This is a genomic window from Streptomyces sp. NPDC002144 (assembly GCF_053593695.1).
The window spans coordinates 1-19,408 of record NZ_JBSFDB010000028.1 but is presented as its reverse complement, the minus strand read 5'-3'; the positions used below and the strand labels follow the sequence as shown (position 1 = coordinate 19,408).

Annotated in this window: 17 protein-coding genes; 6 read left to right on the top strand and 11 right to left on the bottom strand. The window is 72.3% G+C overall.

The genetic code is table 11. The features are described 5' to 3' along the window. Positions 1-35: 35 nt before the first annotated feature. Positions 36-524, top strand: coding sequence for a GNAT family N-acetyltransferase (locus ACWCQ1_RS34165; protein WP_207929737.1), 489 nt, complete (start codon positions 36-38; stop codon positions 522-524). Positions 525-527: 3 nt separating this feature from the next. On the opposite strand, the gene ACWCQ1_RS34160 is transcribed toward ACWCQ1_RS34165, so the two are convergent. After that, complete coding sequence (locus tag ACWCQ1_RS34160) at positions 528-1,712, bottom strand: MarP family serine protease (RefSeq protein WP_133042942.1); 1,185 nt, start codon at positions 1,710-1,712, stop codon at positions 528-530. A 118-nt stretch (positions 1,713-1,830) separates the two neighbouring features. On the opposite strand from ACWCQ1_RS34160, the gene ACWCQ1_RS34155 reads away from it, so the two are divergent. Then, entirely contained in the window at positions 1,831-2,709 is an 879-nt protein-coding gene (locus ACWCQ1_RS34155; protein WP_451028129.1) for a peptidoglycan recognition protein family protein, read from the top strand. 1 nt (position 2,710) lies between these two features. Here the strand turns inward: ACWCQ1_RS34155 and ACWCQ1_RS34150 are convergent, their stop codons facing one another. Continuing rightward, on the bottom strand, positions 2,711-3,838 hold the full coding sequence (locus tag ACWCQ1_RS34150; protein WP_451028128.1) for a lipid II:glycine glycyltransferase FemX: 1,128 nt from the start codon (positions 3,836-3,838) through the stop codon (positions 2,711-2,713). Positions 3,839-3,930: 92 nt separating this feature from the next. Here ACWCQ1_RS34150 and ACWCQ1_RS34145 point away from each other — a divergent pair, with 92 nt between their 5' ends. Next, positions 3,931-4,176 (top strand): hypothetical protein, encoded by a 246-nt coding sequence (locus ACWCQ1_RS34145; RefSeq protein ID WP_133042939.1) that lies wholly within the window; start codon positions 3,931-3,933, stop codon positions 4,174-4,176. Positions 4,177-4,207: 31 nt separating this feature from the next. On the opposite strand, the gene ACWCQ1_RS34140 is transcribed toward ACWCQ1_RS34145, so the two are convergent. The 5 genes from ACWCQ1_RS34140 to ACWCQ1_RS34120 all read right to left on the bottom strand — a co-directional run bounded on the left by ACWCQ1_RS34140 (position 4,208) and on the right by ACWCQ1_RS34120 (position 9,999). Beyond that, a complete protein-coding gene (locus ACWCQ1_RS34140; protein ID WP_451028127.1) occupies positions 4,208-4,747 on the bottom strand; it encodes a carboxymuconolactone decarboxylase family protein in 540 nt (179 codons plus the stop codon). A gap of 35 nt (positions 4,748-4,782) precedes the next feature. Then, on the bottom strand, positions 4,783-5,301 hold the full coding sequence (locus ACWCQ1_RS34135; protein WP_133043099.1) for a DUF4240 domain-containing protein: 519 nt from the start codon (positions 5,299-5,301) through the stop codon (positions 4,783-4,785). A gap of 56 nt (positions 5,302-5,357) precedes the next feature. Then, positions 5,358-6,332: a helix-turn-helix transcriptional regulator gene (locus tag ACWCQ1_RS34130; RefSeq protein WP_451028126.1), complete on the bottom strand. Its 975-nt coding sequence runs from the start codon at positions 6,330-6,332 to the stop codon at positions 5,358-5,360. An 82-nt stretch (positions 6,333-6,414) separates the two neighbouring features. Beyond that, complete coding sequence (gene aceE / locus ACWCQ1_RS34125; RefSeq protein ID WP_358606390.1) at positions 6,415-9,117, bottom strand: pyruvate dehydrogenase (acetyl-transferring), homodimeric type; 2,703 nt, start codon at positions 9,115-9,117, stop codon at positions 6,415-6,417. A gap of 258 nt (positions 9,118-9,375) precedes the next feature. Beyond that, the gene (locus ACWCQ1_RS34120; RefSeq protein WP_133042935.1) at positions 9,376-9,999 is read right to left on the bottom strand and encodes a GntR family transcriptional regulator; all 624 of its coding nucleotides are present in this window, start codon (positions 9,997-9,999) and stop codon (positions 9,376-9,378) included. 256 nt (positions 10,000-10,255) lie between these two features. On the opposite strand from ACWCQ1_RS34120, the gene ACWCQ1_RS34115 reads away from it, so the two are divergent. Further along, positions 10,256-10,957, top strand: a complete 702-nt coding sequence (locus tag ACWCQ1_RS34115) for a hypothetical protein (RefSeq protein WP_451028125.1) — start codon at positions 10,256-10,258, stop codon at positions 10,955-10,957. 63 nt (positions 10,958-11,020) lie between these two features. Here the strand turns inward: ACWCQ1_RS34115 and sucB are convergent, their stop codons facing one another. From sucB to ACWCQ1_RS34100, 3 genes are all read right to left on the bottom strand, one after another. Next, positions 11,021-12,811, bottom strand: a complete 1,791-nt coding sequence (gene sucB / locus ACWCQ1_RS34110) for a 2-oxoglutarate dehydrogenase, E2 component, dihydrolipoamide succinyltransferase (protein WP_451028124.1) — start codon at positions 12,809-12,811, stop codon at positions 11,021-11,023. 60 nt (positions 12,812-12,871) lie between these two features. Continuing rightward, a complete protein-coding gene (gene lpdA, locus ACWCQ1_RS34105; RefSeq protein WP_165954800.1) occupies positions 12,872-14,260 on the bottom strand; it encodes a dihydrolipoyl dehydrogenase in 1,389 nt (462 codons plus the stop codon). Positions 14,261-14,501: 241 nt separating this feature from the next. Further along, complete coding sequence (locus tag ACWCQ1_RS34100) at positions 14,502-16,028, bottom strand: leucyl aminopeptidase (protein WP_133042931.1); 1,527 nt, start codon at positions 16,026-16,028, stop codon at positions 14,502-14,504. A gap of 239 nt (positions 16,029-16,267) precedes the next feature. Between ACWCQ1_RS34100 and ACWCQ1_RS34095 the strand changes: the two genes are divergently transcribed. Then, a complete protein-coding gene (locus ACWCQ1_RS34095) occupies positions 16,268-17,065 on the top strand; it encodes an endo alpha-1,4 polygalactosaminidase (RefSeq protein WP_451028123.1) in 798 nt (265 codons plus the stop codon). Between the two features lie 16 nt (positions 17,066-17,081). Here the strand turns inward: ACWCQ1_RS34095 and ACWCQ1_RS34090 are convergent, their stop codons facing one another. Continuing rightward, positions 17,082-17,876 carry an adenosylcobinamide-GDP ribazoletransferase gene (locus ACWCQ1_RS34090; RefSeq protein ID WP_451028122.1) on the bottom strand — a complete coding sequence of 265 codons (795 nt, stop codon included), beginning with the start codon at positions 17,874-17,876 and terminating at the stop codon, positions 17,082-17,084. A gap of 60 nt (positions 17,877-17,936) precedes the next feature. Between ACWCQ1_RS34090 and ACWCQ1_RS34085 the strand changes: the two genes are divergently transcribed. Further along, positions 17,937-18,701: a hypothetical protein gene (locus ACWCQ1_RS34085; RefSeq protein WP_133042928.1), complete on the top strand. Its 765-nt coding sequence runs from the start codon at positions 17,937-17,939 to the stop codon at positions 18,699-18,701. Positions 18,702-19,408: the final 707 nt, after the last annotated feature.

The window sequence follows — 19,408 nt, the reverse complement described above, 5'->3', positions numbered from 1 at the left end:
AAAGCCCCGGTCGGGTCGGCCGTAAGGTGGCCGTCATGCCGGTACCGCACATACGCCACGCCACCCTCGACGACGAGGACACGCTGGGCCGCCTCGACCGGGTCACCTGGTCGCCGCTGCACTCCGTGCAGCCCCGCCCACGGCCGCCGTACGAGCCCTTCTACAACGAGCGGTTCGGGCCCCGGGACCATCTGGTCGCCGAGGTCGACGGCGCGGTCGTCGGCTACGTCCGGCTGGGCTACCCGACCCCGCTGGCCTGCAACTCCCACGTCCGGCAGATCCAGGGGCTCGTCGTCGCCGAGGAGGCGCGCGGGGCCGGGGTCGCGCGGGCGCTGCTGCGGGCGGTGCGGGAGGAGGCCCGCCGGCAGGGGGCGCGCCGGCTCACCCTGCGCGTGCTCGGGCACAACACCCCGGCCCGCGGGCTGTACGAGGCCGAGGGGTTCGTGGTGGAGGGCGTGCTGCCCGGCGAGTTCCTGCTGGAGGGCGAGTACGTGGACGACGTCCTCATGGGGTGCGCCCTGTGACGGTCAGGAACTGACCAGGTCGCCCGTGTCCACCGGGGCCGTCGCGCCGGCCGCCCGGGCCGCGTCGGAGGCGACCTCGTCCGCCGTCAGGACGTAGCCGGTCTCGTTGTCGGAGGTCGAGCGGGCGAAGACCACGCCGTAGACGCGGCCGTCGGTGGTCAGCAGCGGCCCGCCGGAGTTGCCGGGACGCACGGTGGAGCGGATCGAGTAGATCTCCCGGGTCACCATGCGGTCGCTGTAGATGTTCTGCCCGGTGGCGTTGACCCGGTTGGCCACGGTCGCCGCCTGCAGATCGAGGTCGCCGTCCTGCGGATAACCGGCCACCACCGCGGAGTCGCCCCGCTTGGCCCCGTCGTCGAACCTCAGGACCGGTGCGCTCAGCCCCGGCACGTACAGCACGGCCACGTCCCTGTTCGGGTCGAAGAGCACCACCCGCGCGTCGTACGACCGCCCCACCCCGCCGATGCGGACGGTCGGGTCGTCGATGCCGGCCACCACGTGCGCGTTGGTCATCACGTGCTCGTCGGAGTACACGAAGCCGCTGCCCTCGCGGCCCTGGTCGCCGGAGACTCCCTCGATCTTGACGGTGCTGAGCTTGGCCGCGCTGGTGGCGCGGGCGGTGACGCTGTCGCCGGTGGGCTTGGCCACCTCGGCCGTGGACTCGTTCTCGAACGGGTTGAACACCTGCGGGAAGCCGGCCTGCGTCAGCGCGGTGGTGGCCCGGGAGAACCAGGTGGGCGTGGTGTCCGGCATGAGGTTCTGCACCGAGCGCAGCAGCGCCGAGTCCCGGATCGCGGTGGTCACCAGCGGCGAGGAGGAGGCGCCGAGGACGCTCGCGGCGACCCAGGCCACGATCAGCACGGCGATCGAGTTGGCGGCGGCACCGCCGATCCCGTCGGCCACCCTGAGCGGCCCCTCGTCCAGCTCCCGCCGCAGCCGCAGCGCCAGCCGTCCCGCGAGCTCGTGTCCCACCACCGCCGGGATCAGCACGGTCAGCACCGCGGTGACGGTCGCCCGGGTCGTCCCCGCCTCGACCAGGTCCATCATCCACGGCAGCACCCACACGCCGATGACGGCCCCGCCCACGAACCCGGCGAACGAGACACAGCCGGCGACCAGTCCGCGCCGGTAGCCGGATGCCGCGTAGGCCAGAACCACCAGCATCAGCAGGATGTCGAGCAGGTCCACAGAGCCGCCTTTCTCTTCAGACCTCTATGTACGCGCGGGACCGGCCCGATGATCAGCCGCGCGGGTGTGTGTCTCCCCCCTGCTCCTTCCACCCGGAAAAACGTCGCGGACCAGGACGATGGTTCCACCGGGTGGCACAGCACACATCGCGGGCGCGGGGGATACGGCCGAGAGTGGACGCATGCGTGTCCGAGGATCGCGGGGAACCGGGGGAGCGGGGAGGTCGAGGTGGGCCCGTGCCGCCCGCGTCCTCGTCGCCTGCCTGCCCGGTCTGGCCGCGGTCGTCGGGCTCGTGCTGTGCGTGGACGGCGTCCAGCGCGCGACCGACCGCGCGGCCGCCCCGCCGGCCGTCGTGGCCCGCCCCGCCGCTCCCGCGCACTCCGCGCCGAAGCCCCGTATCGTGCCGCGCTCGGCCTGGCTGGACGACCTGGCCCGGCACGCGCAGCCGCCCCCGCGCTACGACGACAAGGTCCTCGCGGTCTTCGTCCACCACACCGACTCGCCCAACGGCTACGACTGCGCCGACGCGCCCCGCATCATCCGCTACCTCTACGCGGGCCAGACCGGCGCCCGGAACTGGGACGACATCGGCTACAACTTCCTCGTCGACCGGTGCGGCACCATCTACGAGGGCCGCGCGGGCGGCACGGACCGCGCCGTCACCGGCGCCCACACCCAGGGCTTCAACCACCGCACGGCCGGCATCGCCGCCCTCGGCACCTTCACCGCCGGCGTCCCCGTGCCCCCGGCCATGGCCGAGGCCATCGCCGCCCTCGCCGCCTGGAAACTCGGCCTGTCCGACATCGACCCCCGCGCCCGGGTACGGCTCACCTCCAGCAACAGCCTCAGCCGCTACCGCGCCGGCACCACGGCCACCCTCCCGGCCCTCGCCGGCCACAAGGACGCCTACATGACCAGCTGCCCCGGCGCCTCCCTCATGGCCCGCCTCCCGGAGATCAGGGAGCGGGCCGCGCGGCTGCAGGGCCGGACCGGGTAGCTCACCGGCGCCCGAGAAAGGCGTTCAACGCCCGCTGCAGCACCTTCCCCTGACTCCCCACGGGCAGCTCCCACTCCCCGAGGTACTCCACGGCCCGGCCGCCCGCACCCGTCTTGAAGCGCAGCCGGCCCAGCAACCGGTCCTCCGTGAGCGCCGGCGTGATGGACCGCAGGTCGTAGACGTCGGCGCCCGCGGCCCGCGCGTCGCACAGCATCCGCCACAACAGCAGGCTGCTGGGCCGCAGTTCACGCCCCCGGCGACCGGAGGCCGCGTACGAGTGCCAGGAACGGGGACCCGCGTTGATCATGAGCGCGGCGGAGAGGACCTCGCCGTCGTACTCGGCGAGATACAGCCGCAGCCGGTCGTCGTCCTCGGCGTTGAGCGCCTTCCACATCCTCCGGAAGTAGTCCAGGGGGCGGGCCTTGAAGCCGTCGTGGGCGGCCGTCCGGGTGTACAGGCGGTGGAAGTCCGGCAGATCGACGGCCGCACCCCAGCCGACCCGCACACCCGCCAGTTCGGCCGTGCGCAGCGACTGCTCGAAGTGCGGGGCGAGTGCGGCGCGCAGTTCGTCCGACGTGCGCCCGGCGAGCGGTACATGGCAGCCGTAGCGCGGCTGACCGACCCCGAAGCCACCCTCGTCCTCCTCCGCGCACCGCCGCCACCCGAGCCGCCCCAGCCGCTCCGCGACGTCCAGCGCGTAGCCGTCCGCACCGTCGGGGGCGAGGTCGCGCAGATGCCGTGCCTCGGGATCGGCGAGGCCCGCCGCCACGGTCGCCGGTTCCCAGTGGCGAACGACGAGCGGGGGCCCGATCCGCACGGAGAACGCGCCGCGCCGCTCCACGTGGGCGAGCAGCGGGTCGAGTCGGCGTTCCAGACGCGGGGCGCGCCAGTCGACCGCCGGGCCGTCGGGGAGGTAGGCGAGGAAGCGCCGGGTGCCGGGCAGCGGCCGGTACAGCACGAGCGCGGCCGCGACCAGCGCCCCGTCCTCGAACCAGCCGACGCTCTCCGCCAGCCAGTCGGGCTTCACATCGCCCCACTCCGGCAGCTGCAGATGGCTCGCGTCGGGGTGCGTCCGGAGGTGGGCCAGGTGGTCCGCACGGCTGATCTCCCTCACTTCGGGGCTGCTCATGGGGCCTCACAGGTTTCTCGTAGCCGCCTCACCGATCCCCCCGAGGTGGCCTTCCTATGGTCATGCACACGCACTGACTGGAGGTGGGGAAAATGAACAGCAGCCACACGAACATCACGAAAACCCCGAACACCGGGGAGAGGGCGGCCGGTCGAGGCCGGGTGGCCCGCGGTCCCTGGGCCGCGCTCTGCGCCGCCGCGGCCGTCGTCCTCGGCCCGGCCGCCGTCACCGCCTCCGCCCTCGACCAGGCCAACGCGGCCCCCATGCACCACGCCGTCAGGGCCGACCAGACGCAGGCGTACATCCCCTCGGACACCGCCCGCCGCCGCGCGGCCTGACCCCGTGAGCGGTCCCCGTTACCCTTCCCCGTTACCCGTCCCCGTCGCCCGACAGCCCGAGGAACCGCTCGCCGGACGGGTCGACGTCCACCCCGAGCCCGTTCATCAGGCCCGCCAGCATCACGTAGTAGCCGACAGTCGTGACCACTTCGACGACCTGCCGGTCGGTGAAGCGGGCCCGCAGCGCCGCCAGGGTCTCCTCGGCGAGGGTGTGCCGGGAGACCAGCTCGAAGGCCGCGCCGATCGCCGCCGACTCCGCCGCGTCGAACTCCGCGCCGCTCGCCCGCCGTTCCGCGATCGCCGCGAGCTGTTCGGGGGTCACCCCGAAGTGCAGCGCGACCGGGCCGTGCTGGACCGCCTCGTACTCGCACTCCGTACCGGCCGCCACCGCCAGGATCACCAGCTCCCGCAGCCGGGCGGACAACGTGGACTCGCCGAGCACGGCCATGCCCAGGTCGATCGCGGGTCCGGTGAGCGGCGGGGCGTGGGAGAGCATGCGGAAGGCGTTGAGCGGTACGGGAAGTCTCGCGACGGCGTCGGCGTCGCGCTCCGGGTACGGGATCCGGGCCATGGCCCCCCTCACAGTCCGTGTCTCGGTAGTGAACGTCAGTCCCGGAAACGCTCCCACAACTTGGGATACCGCTCCGCCAGCACCCGTTCGTTCTCGAAGTCGAGCGGCGCGCCCGCCGGTTCGGGGGCGGCGGGCGCGATGCCGAGGTCGGGGGCGACGGTACCGGTGAGCTGCTGGTAGGCGTCGTCGGCCGCGTACCCCAGCTCCTCGCCGTCGCCGTCGAGTTCCTCGTCGAAGTCGTCCAGGAGGTCGGCCAGCGCGTCGGGATGGTGCACGGCGCCCTCGTACACCTCCCGCCCCTGACCGATCAGCCAGCAGCGGAAGAAGTCGAAGGCGTCGTCGCTGGCGCCGTCGAGCAGCACCCAGGCCGCGCCCCACAGGTCCCAGGTGTACGCGCGGTTGTAGCGGGCCTCGAAATGACGGGCGAAGTCGAGGACCATGTCGGGTTCCAGCTGGAGCAGCCGTTCCACCAGCAGGTCGGCCTGCTCCTCGGGGTCGCCCTCGGCGGCCTCGCGGGTGGCGTCCACCAGCTCCCAGAACTCCGTCTCGTCCATCACGGGTCCAGCATCGGCCCTGGGCGGGTGGGGCGCACGTGGAGTGCGGCGGATTGTTATGTCCCGTACAGAGCGGCGAGCCGGGCCGCGTCCCGCGCGAAGCGCTCGCGCAGACGCGGCGGCGCCAGCACCTCCACCTCCGGGCCCAGCCCCGCCAGCTGGCCGTGCGCGACCTCCTCGGACTCCACCGGCAGGGTCACCGTCACCCACCCGTCCTCACCCGGGGCACCGGCCTGTTCGAGCGCCTCCCGCGCGGCCTGCGGATCGACGGCGTACGGCAGCGCCCGCGCCCCGGCCGCCGACAGCCGTACGACGACCTCGGCGCGCAGGATCGACCGCGCGAACCGCACGGCGTGCGCCGCCCAGAAGCCGGGCAGGTCGAAGGTCTCGTCCCGGGTGAAGCGGGCGCTGTCGGGGACGACGGAGGTGAACCGGTCGAGGCGGTAGGTGCGATGGGCGGCCGTGTCCGGAACACGGGCGCACAGGTACCAGACGCCCGCCTTCAGCACGAGCCCGTACGGCTCCAGGCACCGCTCCACCTCGCCCTCCCCGCGGCGGTAGCGGGCGGTGAGCCGGCGGTCCTCCCACACGGCCTCGGCGATCACGGGCAGCAGCTCGGGCGTCTCGGGCTCCCGGAACCAGGCGGGCGCGTCCAGATGGAACCGCTGGGCCGCGCTTCGGGAGGCGTCCCGCAGGGACGGCAGCAGCGCCGCCGACACCTTCAGCCGCGCGGCGGAGGCGGCGTCCTCCAGCCCCATCTCGCGCAGCGCCCCCGGCACCCCGCTCAGGAACAACGCCTCGGCCTCACCGCGCGCCAGCCCCGTCAGCCGCGTCCGGTACCCGCCGACGAGCCGGTACCCCCCGGCCCGCCCCCGGTTGGCGTACACCGGCACCCCGGCCTCGGACAACGCCTGCGCGTCCCGGGTAACGGTCCGCTCGGACACCTCCAGCTCCCGCGCCAGCTCGGCGGCGGTCATCGACTCCCGGTTCTGGAGCAACAACACCATTTTGATGAGACGGGCAGCGCGCATGGGGTCATGATGCAACGAGGCCCCCGCCGTGGCGGGGGCCTCGTCGATCGGCCGGTGCGATCGGCCGGTGGGCCGGCCGGTGTTACAGCCCGTACTTCTCGCGTGCTTCCTTCACGGCCGTCGCCTTGACCTCGCCGCGGCGGGCGAGCTGGGCGAGGGCGGCCACCACGATCGACTCGGCGTCGACCCCGAAGTGGCGGCGGGCCGCCTCGCGGGTGTCGGAGAGGCCGAAGCCGTCCGCACCGAGCGAGGACCAGTCCTGCTCGACCCACTGCGCGATCTGGTCCGGGACCTGGCGCATGTAGTCGGAGACCGCGAGCACCGGGCCCTCCGCGCCCTGCAGGGCCTGACGGACGAACGGCACGCGCTCCTCGCCCCGCAGCAGCGCCGCGTCCGCCTCCAGCGCGTCACGGCGCAGCTCCGTCCAGGACGTCGCCGACCACACGTCCGCCGCCACGCCCCACTCCTCGGCGAGCAGCCGCTGCGCCGTCAGCGTCCAGTGGATCGCCGTGCCGGAGCCCAGCAGCTGGATGCGCGGGGCGTTGGCCGGGACGGTCACGCCCGCGGACTCCGCCGTGTTGAAGCGGTACAGGCCCTTGACGATGCCCTCGTCGATGCCGAGGCCCTGCGGCTTGGCGGGCTGCGGCAGCGGCTCGTTGTAGACCGTCAGGTAGTAGAAGACGTTCTGGTCCTCGCCAGGCTTGGCCTCGCCGTACATCCGGCGCAGACCCTCACGGACGATCACCGCGATCTCGTAGGCGAAGGCGGGGTCGTACGACAGCGCCGCCGGGTTCGTCGCCGCGATCACCGGCGAGTGGCCGTCCGCGTGCTGCAGGCCCTCGCCCGTCAGGGTCGTACGGCCGGCCGTCGCGCCGACCAGGAAGCCGCGCCCCAGCTGGTCGCCGAGCTGCCACATCTGGTCGGCCGTGCGCTGCCAGCCGAACATCGAGTAGAAGATGTAGAACGGGATCATCGCCTCGCCGTGCGTCGCGTACGCGGTGGACGCGGCGATGAAGTCGGCCATCGAACCGGCCTCGGTGATCCCCTCGTTGAGGATCTGGCCGTTCTTGGCCTCCTTGTAGTACATCAGCTGGTCGCGGTCGACCGGCTCGTAGGTCTGGCCCTTGGGGGAGTAGATCCCGAGGGACGGGAAGAGCGACTCCATGCCGAAGGTGCGCGCCTCGTCGGGGACGATCGGCACCCAGCGCCTACCGGTCTCCTTGTCGCGGACCAGGTCCTTGACGAGGCGGACGAAGGCCATCGTGGTGGCCACGTTCTGCGAGCCGGAGCCCTTGTCGAAGGAGGCGAAGGCCTTCTCGGCGGGGGCGGGCAGCGGCGCGAGCGCGTGCGTACGGCGGGCCGGGGCCGGGCCGCCGAGGGCCGCGCGGCGCTCCTGGAGGTAGCGCACCTCGGGGGAGTCGGCGCCGGGGTGCCCGTAGGGGACCACACCGTCGACGAACTGGCTGTCGGAGATGGGCAGTTCGAGAAGGTCCCGCATGTTCTTGAACTCGTCCACCGTCAGCTTCTTCATCTGGTGGTTGGCGTTCTTCGACGCGAAGCCCTCGCCGAGGGTGAAGCCCTTGACGGTCTGCGCCAGGATCACGGTCGGCGCGCCCTTGAACTCGACGGCCGCCTTGTAGGCCGCGTACACCTTGCGGGCCTCGTGACCGCCGCGCGAGAGGTGGAAGCACTCGAGGATCTTGTCGTCGCTCAGCAGCCTCGCCATCTCGACGAGCGCCGGGTCCTTGCCGAAGAAGTCCTCGCGGATGTAGGCCGCGTCCCGCGTCTGGTACGTCTGCACCTGGGCGTCCGGTACCTCGCGCAGCCGGCGTACCAGCGCGCCCGTGGTGTCGAGCCGGAACAGCTCGTCCCAGGCGGTGCCCCACAGCGTCTTGATGACGTTCCAGCCGGCGCCGCGGAACTGGGCCTCCAGCTCCTGCACGATCTTGAAGTTGGCGCGGACCGGGCCGTCGAGGCGCTGCAGGTTGCAGTTGATGACGAAGGTCAGGTTGTCCAGGCCTTCGCGGGAGGCCAGGGCGAGCGCCGCCGTGGACTCCGGCTCGTCCATCTCGCCGTCGCCGAGGAAGGCCCAGACGTGCGAGGACGAGACGTCCTTGATGCCGCGCGCCGTCAGATAGCGGTTGAAGCGCGCCTGGTAGATGGCGGACAGCGGGCCGAGGCCCATGCTCACCGTCGGGAACTCCCACAGCCAGGGCAGCCGGCGCGGGTGCGGGTACGACGGCAGGCCGTTGCCGCCGGCCTCCTGGCGGAAGTTGTCGAGGTGCGCCTCGGTGAGGCGGCCGTCGAGGAAGGCACGGGCGTAGATGCCGGGGGAGGCGTGGCCCTGGATGTAGAGCTGGTCGCCCGAGCCGTCGGACTCCTTGCCCTGAAAGAAGTGGTTGAAGCCGGTCTCGTAGAGCCAGGCGGCGGAGGCGAAGGTGGCGATGTGGCCGCCGACGCCGTGTTTCGAGCCCCGCGTCACCATCGCGGCCGCGTTCCAGCGGTTCCACGCGGTGATACGGCGCTCCATCTCCTCGTCGCCGGGCACGGACGGCTCGGCGGCGGTGGGGATGGTGTTGACGTAGTCGGTCTCGAGGAGCTTGGGCAGCGCGATGCCGGTGCCCTCGGCCCTCTCCAGCGTCCGGCGCATCAGGTACGCGGCCCGGTGCGGGCCCGCCGCCTCGGCGACCGCGTCCAGGGAGGCCTGCCACTCGGCGGTCTCCTCCGGGTCCCGGTCCGGGAGCTGGTCGAGCTCGCTCGGCTGGATGGCGTTGGGGTCGGTCATGTCGCCGCCTTCCTCGGTCGAAGGGGGTTCCCTCATCGGCAAGGGTTCGGGGGTGCCCTCGGTCTTTGGCAGGACAGGGCTGGGACCTCGGTGGAGGTCCGTCGGCGACAATAACTCCCTGATCGATGATCGATCAAAGGCTCCAGGGCAAAATATCTCGATTACGAGAAAGTCGGCACGGAGTGTCTCGGCCGAAGACACCGGGTGCCGCCGATATGAGGCGTTTTCGCAGGTGAGCGAGGTTACGCTCGGCTGCGGTCAGGCGCGCGGCGCACAGCCCAGGACATGCGCCTTGACGATCTCGGCGATTCGCGGGTCCCGCCGCCGGAACGCGGCCACCAGCTCCTCGTGCTCCTCCGCGTACGACTGCTGGACGGTCCCCAGCCAGCGGATGGACAGGGCCGTGAAGACCTCGATGCCCAGGCCCTCCCAGGTGTGCAGCAGCACCGAGTTGCCGGCCGCCCGCACCAGCTCGCGGTGGAAACCGACCGTGTGCCGCACCTGCCCGGTGCCGTCGGACTCCCGGTCCGCCTCGTACAGCGCGCTGACATGCGGCTCCAGCGCCGAACAGTCCTGCGCCAGCCGCTCCGCCGCCAGCTCCGCGGCGATCGCCTCCAGACCGGCCCGCACCGGGTAGCTCTCCTCCAGGTCGGCCGCCGTCAGGTTCCGCACCCGTACGCCCTTGTTCGGCGCGGACTCGATCAACCGTAGCGACTCCAGCTCCCGCAGCGCCTCCCGCACCGGCGTCTGGCTGACCTCCAGCTCGGTCGCGATACGACGCTCCACGATCCGCTCGCCCGGCTTCCAGCGCCCGCTGACGATCCCCTCCACGATGTGCTCGCGGATCTGTTCGCGCAGCGAGTGGACGACGGGCGCGGTCATGAGAGCTCCTTAAGGGCGTTTGACGTTTAGACAATAAGGCCGCGAGCGCTTTCGGGAGGGGCGCACGGGGGCGCTTTCATGCAGGTGAGACGAGACTTACACGCCTCACAGGGCAAGGCCGCCTGTAAAGACCCGTACCGGACAGGACCCGGAGTCGTCACCGCCGTGTCACCGCCAGAACCCGCCGGCCGCCCGCGCCGTCGCGGTCGGCAGGGAGTTCCCGCGCGGGGCGCTCCTGGAACATCGGGGGTAAGGCATGAACATCGGGGGACAGCGCGGCAGGATCGGCTGGGCGGTCGTGGCGGCGGCGATCGCCTGCACGGTCGTCGGCGTCACGGGGTGCCGGCCGACACCGACGGCGGCGTCCGGGGCGCCGAGCGACAGCGGCGCCGCGAGCGCCGACGGCGCGGAGATCGCGAACATGGCGGCCGCGGCCCGGGGCGGCGGCGCGAGCGGCGGGGCCTGCGTCTTCGTCAAGCCGGACGGCGCCCAGAAGTTCGGGCACGTCGGCTGGGGCTTCCGGATCACGGGGACCGACCAGTGGGTGTACGGCGCCGTCGAGAACCCCACCAACAGGCTCTACACCCCGCCCGGCGGCAACATCGGCGCCTGGCACGCGCAGGGGACGTACAGCCGCATGCTCAGCGAGATGTCCCGGGACGCCTACTACCCGGGCAAGTCCACGCACCCGTACAGCCGTTACCGCTGCGTCCCGTCCTCGACGAGTGACGTGGGCGCCGCCCGGCGGATGATCCGCACCGTGGAGGGCCGCGGCTTCCTCGTCGGCATCGACCCGGCCACGGGCGAACTGACCTCCCGGGACTGCCTCGACGCCACCTACGACGTGCTGCGCGCCTACCGGACACGGCACTTGACGTACGCGCCGCACCTGGACGTCCCCAACGTGTGGGTGGAGACGCTGTGGAACTGGAGCGACCACACCCTCACGCCCCGGTAGCGGACACGACGGTGCCCCCGCCGGAATCGCTCCGGACGGGGGCACCGCGCGTACTGCGGGCCCTCAGAGGCCGAGCTCGACCTCGAACTCGCCCGCCTCCAGGATCGCCTTGACCGCGGTCAGGTAGCGGGCCGCGTCGGCGCCGTCCACCAGACGGTGGTCGTAGGAGAGGGTCAGGTAGGTCATGTCGCGGACGCCGATGACCGTGCCCTCCTCGGTCTCGATGACCGCCGGGCGCTTGACCGTGGCACCGATGCCGAGGATCGCGACCTGGCCCGGCGGCACGATGATCGTGTCGAAGAGCGCACCGCGCGAACCGGTGTTGGAGATGGTGAAGGTCGCGCCGGACAGCTCGTCGGGCGTGATCTTGTTGGCGCGGACCTTGCCGGCCAGCTCCGCCGTGGCCTTCGCGATGCCGGCGATGTTCAGGTCGCCCGCGTGCTTGATGACCGGGGTCATCAGGCCCTTCTCGGAGTCCACCGCGATACCGATGCTCTCGGTGTCGAAGTAGGTGATCGTGCCCTCGGCCTCGTTGATCCTGGCGTTGATGACCGGGTGGGCCTTCAGCGCCTGGGCCGCCGCCTTCACGAAGAACGGCATCGGGGAGAGCTTGACGCCCTCGCGCGCGGCGAAGGAGTCCTTGGCCTGGGCGCGCAGCCGCATCAGGCGGGTGACGTCGACCTCGACGACCGAGGACAGCTGCGCCTGCTCGTGCAGCGCCTTGACCATGTTGTCGCCGATGACCTTGCGGATGCGCGGCATCTTGACGGTCTGGCCACGGAGCGGGGAGGCCTCCAGCGTGGGCGCCTTCTTCGCGGCCGGGGCGGCAGCGGCGGCCGGGGCCGGAGCGGCGGCGGCCTTCGCGGCCTCGGCGGCGGCGACGACGTCCTGCTTGCGGATACGGCCACCGACACCGGTGCCCTTGACGGAGGCGAGGTCGACACCGTTCTCGGCGGCGAGCTTGCGCACCAGCGGGGTGACGTAGGCGCCGTCGTCGGTCGCCCGGGCGGCGGTCGGGGCGCTGGGCGCGGCGGCCGGGGTGACCGGGGCCGGGGCGGCCGGCGCGGGGGCCGGAGCTGCGGCCTGGGCCGGAGCCGGAGCCGGAGCGGGCGCGGCCGGGGCGGCGGGCGCCGGGGCCGGAGCGGGCGCCGGAGCCGCGGGGGCGGCCGGGGCCGGGGCAGCGGCGGCGGGCGCCGGAGCCGGGGCGGCCGGAGCCGGAGCGGCACCGGGGGCGCCGATGACGGCGAGCTTGGCGCCGACCTCGGCGGTCTCGTCCTCGCCGACCGTGATCTCGAGCAGCACACCGGAGGTGGGCGCCGGGATCTCGGTGTCGACCTTGTCCGTGGAGACCTCGAGCAGCGGCTCGTCGGCCTCGACGGAGTCGCCGACCGACTTCAGCCAGCGGGTGACGGTGCCCTCGGTGACGGACTCGCCGAGCGCGGGCAGGACGACGTCCGTGCCCTCGGCGGAGCCGCCGCCGGACGCGGCCTCGGCGGTGGGAGCGGGCGCCGGGGCGGCCTGCTCGGTGGACGGGGCGGCGGCCTGCGGGGCCGGCTCCGGCTCGGCGGCCGGGGCGGGCTCGGCGGCGGGGGCCGGGGCGGCCGCGGGCGCGCCGCTGCCGTCGTCGATGACGGCCAGCTCGGCGCCGACCTCAACGGTCTCGTCCTCGGCGACCTTGATGGAGGCGAGGACACCGGCGGCGGGCGAGGGGATCTCGGTGTCGACCTTGTCGGTCGAGACCTCGAGCAGCGGCTCGTCGGCCTCGACGCGCTCACCCTCGGCCTTCAGCCAGCGGGTGACAGTGCCCTCGGTGACGCTCTCGCCGAGCGCCGGAAGGGTTACGGAAACCGCCATGGTTTCGGTTGCTCCTTACGAATTGCGGAAGTCTGAGTCGTCGCGTTCGTCGACCGAGGGTCAGTCGTGCGCGTGCAGCGGCTTGCCGGCCAGGGCCAGGTGGGCCTCGCCGAGCGCCTCGTTCTGCGTCGGGTGGGCGTGGATGAGCTGGGCGACCTCCGCGGGCAGCGCCTCCCAGTTGTAGATCAGCTGGGCCTCGCCGACCTGCTCGCCCATGCGGTCGCCGACCATGTGGACGCCGACCACGGCACCGTCCTTGACCTGGACGAGCTTGATCTCGCCCGAGGTGTTCAGGATCTTGCTCCTGCCGTTGCCCGCGAGGTTGTACTTCAGAGCGACGACCTTGTCCGCACCGTAGATCTCCTTGGCCTTGGCCTCGGTGATGCCCACGGAGGCGACCTCCGGGTGGCAGTACGTGACCCGGGGGACACCGTCGTAGTCGATCGGGACGGTCTTCAGACCGGCCAGACGCTCCGCCACCAGGATGCCCTCGGCGAAGCCGACGTGCGCGAGCTGGAGCGTCGGGACGAGGTCACCGACGGCGGAGATGGTCGGGACGTTGGTGCGCATGTACTCGTCGACCAGGACGTAGCCGCGGTCCATCGCGACTCCCTGCTCCTCGTAGCCCAGGCCCTGCGAGACCGGGCCGCGGCCGACGGCGACCAGCAGGATCTCGGCCTCGAACTCCTTGCCGTCGGCGAGGGTGACCTTGACACCGTCCTGGGTGTACTCGGCCTTCTGGAAGAAGGTGCCCAGGTTGAACTTGATCCCGCGCTTGCGGAACGCGCGCTCGAGAAGCTTGGAGGAGTTCTCGTCCTCGACCGGGACGAGGTGCTTGAGGCCCTCGATGACGGTGACGTCCGCACCGAAGGACTTCCAGGCGGAGGCGAACTCGACGCCGATGACACCGCCGCCGAGGATGATCGCGGACTTCGGCACGCGGTCCAGGACGAGGGCGTGGTCGGAGGAGATGATCCGGTTGCCGTCGATCTCCAGGCCCGGCAGCGACTTCGGCACGGAGCCGGTCGCCAGCAGGACGTGACGGCCCTGGACGCGCTGTCCGTTGACGTCGACCGAGGTGGGGGAGGACAGACGCCCCTCGCCCTCGATGTACGTCACCTTCCGGGAGGCGACGAGACCCTGCAGGCCCTTGTACAGGCCGGAGATCACGCCGTCCTTGTACTTGTGGACTCCCGCGATGTCGATGCCCTCGAAGGAGGCCTTCACGCCGAACTGCTCGCTCTCGCGGGCCTGGTCGGCGATCTCGCCCGCGTGCAGCAGGGCCTTGGTGGGGATGCATCCCCGGTGCAGGCAGGTACCGCCGACCTTGTCCTTCTCGATCAGGGCGACGTCCAGGCCCAGCTGCGCCCCGCGCAGGGCCGCGGCGTAACCGCCACTACCACCGCCGAGGATCACTAGGTCGAAAACGGTGCTGGCGTCGTTCGCCACGTCACGTCCTCCATGCATGTGCGCCACGCCGGTCAGCGGTGACCGGTCGGCGGCTGGTGTCCGGCCGCTCTTGTCTTCGGCCCTGTGGTGGGGCCCTGTCCTGCCGTGGCCCATCTTCGCACTTGTCAGGGGTGAACGAGACGCCGGGCCGGTGTGTGAGACGTCCCACGTTCGGTTGAGCGCTCACGGAAAAGGGGGCTCCGCGCTACCCGCGTGCGGAGCCCCCTCGACCGGGTCGATATCAGCCCAGGTCACCGGCGGCGGTCAGCTCCGCCAGCCGCACCAGCGTCCGTACCGCCGTACCCGTACCGCCCTTGGGGGTGTACCCGAAGGGGCCGCCCTCGTTGAAGGCGGGGCCCGCGATGTCCAGGTGGGCCCAGGTGATGCCCTCGCCCACGAACTCGCGCAGGAAGAGACCGGCGACCAGGCCGCCGCCCATCCGCTCGCCCATGTTGGCGATGTCGGCGGTGGGGGAGTCCATGCCCTTGCGCAGGTGCTCCGGCAGCGGCATCGGCCAGGCCGGCTCGCCGACCTCCTCGGCCGCCTCGTGCACGGCGGAGCGGAACGCGTCGTCGTTCGACATGATCCCGAAGGTCCGGCTGCCCAGCGCCAGCACCATCGCGCCGGTCAGGGTCGCGACGTCGACGACGGCGTCCGGCTTCTCCTGCGAGGCGGCCCACAGCGCGTCGGCCAGCACCAGCCGGCCCTCGGCGTCGGTGTTGAGCACCTCGACGGTCTTGCCGCTGTACATGCGCAGCACGTCACCGGGGCGCGTGGCGGACCCGGAGGGCATGTTCTCGGCGAGCGCCAGCCACCCGGTGACGTTCACCTCCAGGCCGAGACGCGCGGCGGAGACCACGGCCGCGAAGACCGCCGCGGCACCGCTCATGTCGCACTTCATCGTCTCGTTGTGCCCGGCCGGCTTCAGCGAGATGCCGCCCGAGTCGTAGGTGATGCCCTTGCCGACGAACGCGAGGTGCTTCTTCGCCTTGGAGGAGGTGTACGACAGCTTCACCAGCCGCGGCCCCGACGCCGATCCCGCGCCGACGCCGAGGATGCCGCCGTAGCCGCCCTTCTCCAGGGCCTTCACGTCGAGCACCTGCACCTTGATGCCGTGCTCCTTGGCCGCGGCCGAGGCGATCGCCGCGAACGCCTCCGGGTTCAGGTCGTTCGGCGGGGTGTTGATGAGGTCGCGCGCGCGGTTGAGCTCCTCGGCGACGGCGACGGCCCGCTCGACGGCGGCCTTGTGCTCCTTGTCCCGGGGCTTGGCGCCGAGCAGCGCGGCCTCGGCGAGGGGCGCCTTGCCGTTCCGCGCCTTCGGGTCCTTGCCGTTCTCCTTGTAGACGTCGAAGGAGTACGCGCCCAGCAGCACGCCCTCGCCGATCGCGCCGACATCGGCGGCGTCGGTGACGGGCAGGGCGAAGGCGGCCTTCTTGGTGCCGGTGAGGGCGCGGGCGGCGGCGCCGGCGGCCTTGCGCAGGGACTCGGCGGCGTAGCCGGCGTCCTTCTCGGGCTCGGCGCCCAGGCCGACCGCCAGCACGAGCGGGGCCTTGAAGCCGGAGGGCGCGGGCAGCTTCGTCACCTCGCCCTCGGCGCCGGAGGCACCGAGGGTTTCCAGGACGCCGGCGAGGCTGCCGCCGTAGGCCTTGTCGACGGCCTCGGCGCCCGGCGCGACGACCGGGTTGTTCGCGCCCTTGGCGACACCGATCACGATCGCGTCGGCCCGCAGGCCGGGCGCCGCGGCGGTGCTGAGAGTGAGAGCAGTCACGGTGGTGAAATCTCGCTTCCGAATGTGAGGTTGCTGTGGTCGATCGGTGTGGGTCGACCGGGCCCGACAGCCGACCCTAGATGCGACCTGAGGGTGCGGTTTCCGCGGGGCCTTCCCCGGTGCGGCGAACACTGCCGCTGAGCCTACGCGCGTGCGTGCGTTCACTCATTCCTGAGGACGTGTTCACCTGGGATCGGAGATCATCCTCGGGCGACCCTCCCCACCTCTGGAGCCCTACCGTGAAACGCCCGATACTCCTGCTCGCCACCCTGCTCCTGCTGACGGGCTGCGGCACCGCGACCGACTCCGCCCCGGACTCCGACTCCGGCTCCTCCGGCGGGCGTTGGCAGCCGCGCCCCGGGGTGGCCTGGCAGTGGCAGCTCAACGGCCGGCTCGACACCTCCGTCGACGTGCCCGTCTACGACATCGACGGCTTCGACCAGTCCAGGGCCACGGTGGGCGCGCTGCACGACGAGGGCCGCAAGGTCATCTGCTACGTCTCGACCGGCGCCTGGGAGGACTGGCGGCCCGACGCGAAGAAGTTCCCCAAGTCGGTGATCGGCAAGGGCAACGGCTGGGAGGGCGAGCGCTGGCTCGACATCCGCAGGACGGACGTCCTCGAACCGCTGATGGCGGCCCGCCTCGACATGTGCCGCGAGAAGGGCTTCGACGCGGTGGAGCCGGACAACATGGACGGCTACAAGAACAGCACCGGCTTCCCCCTCAAGGCCGCCGACCAGCTCCGCTACAACCGGCTCGTCGCCCGGCTCGCCCACGACCGGGGCATGGCCGTCGGCCTGAAGAACGACCTCGACCAGATCCCGGCCCTCGTCAAGGACTTCGACTTCGCGGTCAACGAACAGTGCGCGCAGTACGGCGAGTGCGCCGCCATGAAACCCTTCATCGCCGCGGACAAGGCCGTCTTCCACGTGGAGTACGAACTCCCGACGAGCCGCTTCTGCCCCGAGACCCGGCGCCTGAGGTTCAGCTCGATGCTCAAGAAGTACGACCTGGACGCCTGGCGCCGACCCTGCTGACCGGCGACGACAGGCCCTAACGCCCCAGCGACAGCACCACCAGCGACACCGTCGCCGCCGTCTCCGCGAGCCCTCCGAACACATCGCCGGTCACCCCGCCGAAGCGGCGGGTGCAGTGGCGCAGGAGGAGTTCGGCGCCGGCGACGGCGGCGAGCACCGCCACCGGCGTCCGGACCATGTCGTACGTCCCCAGCAGCGCGCCGGCGGCCACCGCGAGCCCGGTCACCACGACCGCCGCGGCCACCGCGCCCCGCACCGGAACCACTCCCGCGACCGCCGCGCCCAGGCCCTCCGGCCGCGCGGCGGGCACGCCCTCCCGTGCGGCGAGGGTGAGGGCCAGCCGGGCCGCGGTCGCCGAGACGACGGCGGCCAGCGCGCCCCGCCCCCATGAGCCGCCGTACGCCTGCGCCAGCGCGGCCACCTGGGCCAGCAGGACGAAGACCAGGGTGATGACCCCGAACGGGCCGATGTCCGACTGCTTCATGATCCGCAGCGCGTCCTCGGCGGGCTTCCCGCTGCCCAGCCCGTCCGCGGTGTCCGCGAGGCCGTCCAGATGCAGACCCCGGGTGAGGAGGGCGGGTACGGCGGCGGAGGCGACGGCGGCGAGCAGCGTGCCGGCGCCCAGGGCGAGCAGCAGTACGCCGGCCAGGGCCGCGCAGCCGCCGACGACCAGCCCGGCGGCCGGGGCGCACAGCATGCCGGCGCGTGCCGCGTCCCGGTCCCAGCGGGTCACTTTCACGGGCAGCACGGTCAGCGTGCCGAAGGCGAAGCGGAGGCCGTCCGGCCAGGGCGTCTTGGAGGGTTCGGGCACCGGCGCAGGTTACCCGGCGGTCGGGAGGAGGCCTGCGGCGGCCGTCGCTAAAGTGCGCATATGGGACATTGGCTGCAGCGCAACATCGTCGAGCCGGGCAAGCTGCCGCTGTTGCTCGCCCTGACCTCGTTCGTACTGACGTTCTTCATCACCCGGCTCATCACCCGGCTCATCCGGGCGGGCAAGGGGCCCTTCGGGAACGTCAAGGCGGGCGGACTGCACATCCACCACGTGGTACCCGGCGTCGTGCTCACCGTGGTGGGCGGGTTCGGGGCGGTGGCCAGTGACCGGCACGGTTTCGGGGCCGCCGTGTGCGCGGTGCTGTTCGGGATGGGGGCCGGGCTGGTCCTGGACGAGTTCGCGCTGATCGTCCACCTCGACGACGTCTACTGGTCCGAGCAGGGCCGCCGCAGTGTCGAGGTCGTCGTCCTGACGGCGGCCCTGGTCGGGCTGCTCCTCGCCGGGTTCGCGCCGTTCGGCGTCAACGACATGAGCCAGGCCGAACTCCAGGACCGGGGCAGCGTGATCTCGACGGTCGTGGTCAACTTCGCCTTCTCCCTGCTCGTCCTGACCAAGGGCAAGCCACGGATGGCGATCTTCAGCGTGATCGTCCCGCTGGTCGGTCTGATCGGCCTGGTCCGGCTCGCCCGCCCCGGCTCGCCCTGGGCCCGCCGCTTCTACCGGCGCCGCCCCCGCGCCCGGGCCAAGGCCACCCTGCGCGCCTACCACCGCGACCGCCGCTGGTTCGGCCCCCGCCGCAGACTCCAGGACTGGATCGGCGGCAAACCCGACCCACTCCCGACCCGAGCCCTCGACCACCACTGACACCGCCGCCGAAGCCTGGAGACATACGCTGCGCCCCGCGACAGTCCCCCGCCCCGGTCCTCACCGCACACCGAAGGACGTCCCGGAGGCACCCCGCCCCGTTCGCGGCCGGAGCTCTCGATCGCCGGGTTCCTGCCCGGCCCTGAGTTCCTAAGGGGCGTGGCTCCGCGACGTCCGCCGCTCCGGTCCTCACGGCATGCCGAAGGACGGCCCGGAGGCACTCCGCCCCAGTCGTGGCCGGAGCTCTCGATCGCCGGGTTCCTGCCCGGCCCCGAAGTCCTCGGGGGTGTGGTTCCGCGACCGCCGCCGCCCCGCCCCTCACGGCATGCCGAAGGACCGGCCCCCGCTGTAAACCCGGTGCCGTGCCCGCCCGTGCCCCCGAGCGGACGGGTCGGTGTCCCGGAGGCTGCGCGGCTGTGGGCTTCTTGCGTGCCCGGTTCCGTGACCGCCGCTGGTACGGCCTCCGCCGCAGGGTGCAGGAGTGGATCGGCGGTGCGTTGACCGGTGCGTCCGCGACCTCGGCCGCCGCCGGCCGCCGACGCGTCCTCCGCCCGTATGTCCTCACCACCGCCCCCCATCGCGACCGGTGGCAAGCCGTCCATCACAGTGCGCCTAGGTCGTTTCTGATGGCTCTTGGTGGGCGGGGTGGATCTCCTAGTTGGCCGGGCAGGACGCCCGTATGGTGCGGCGACACGAGCTCACGGACG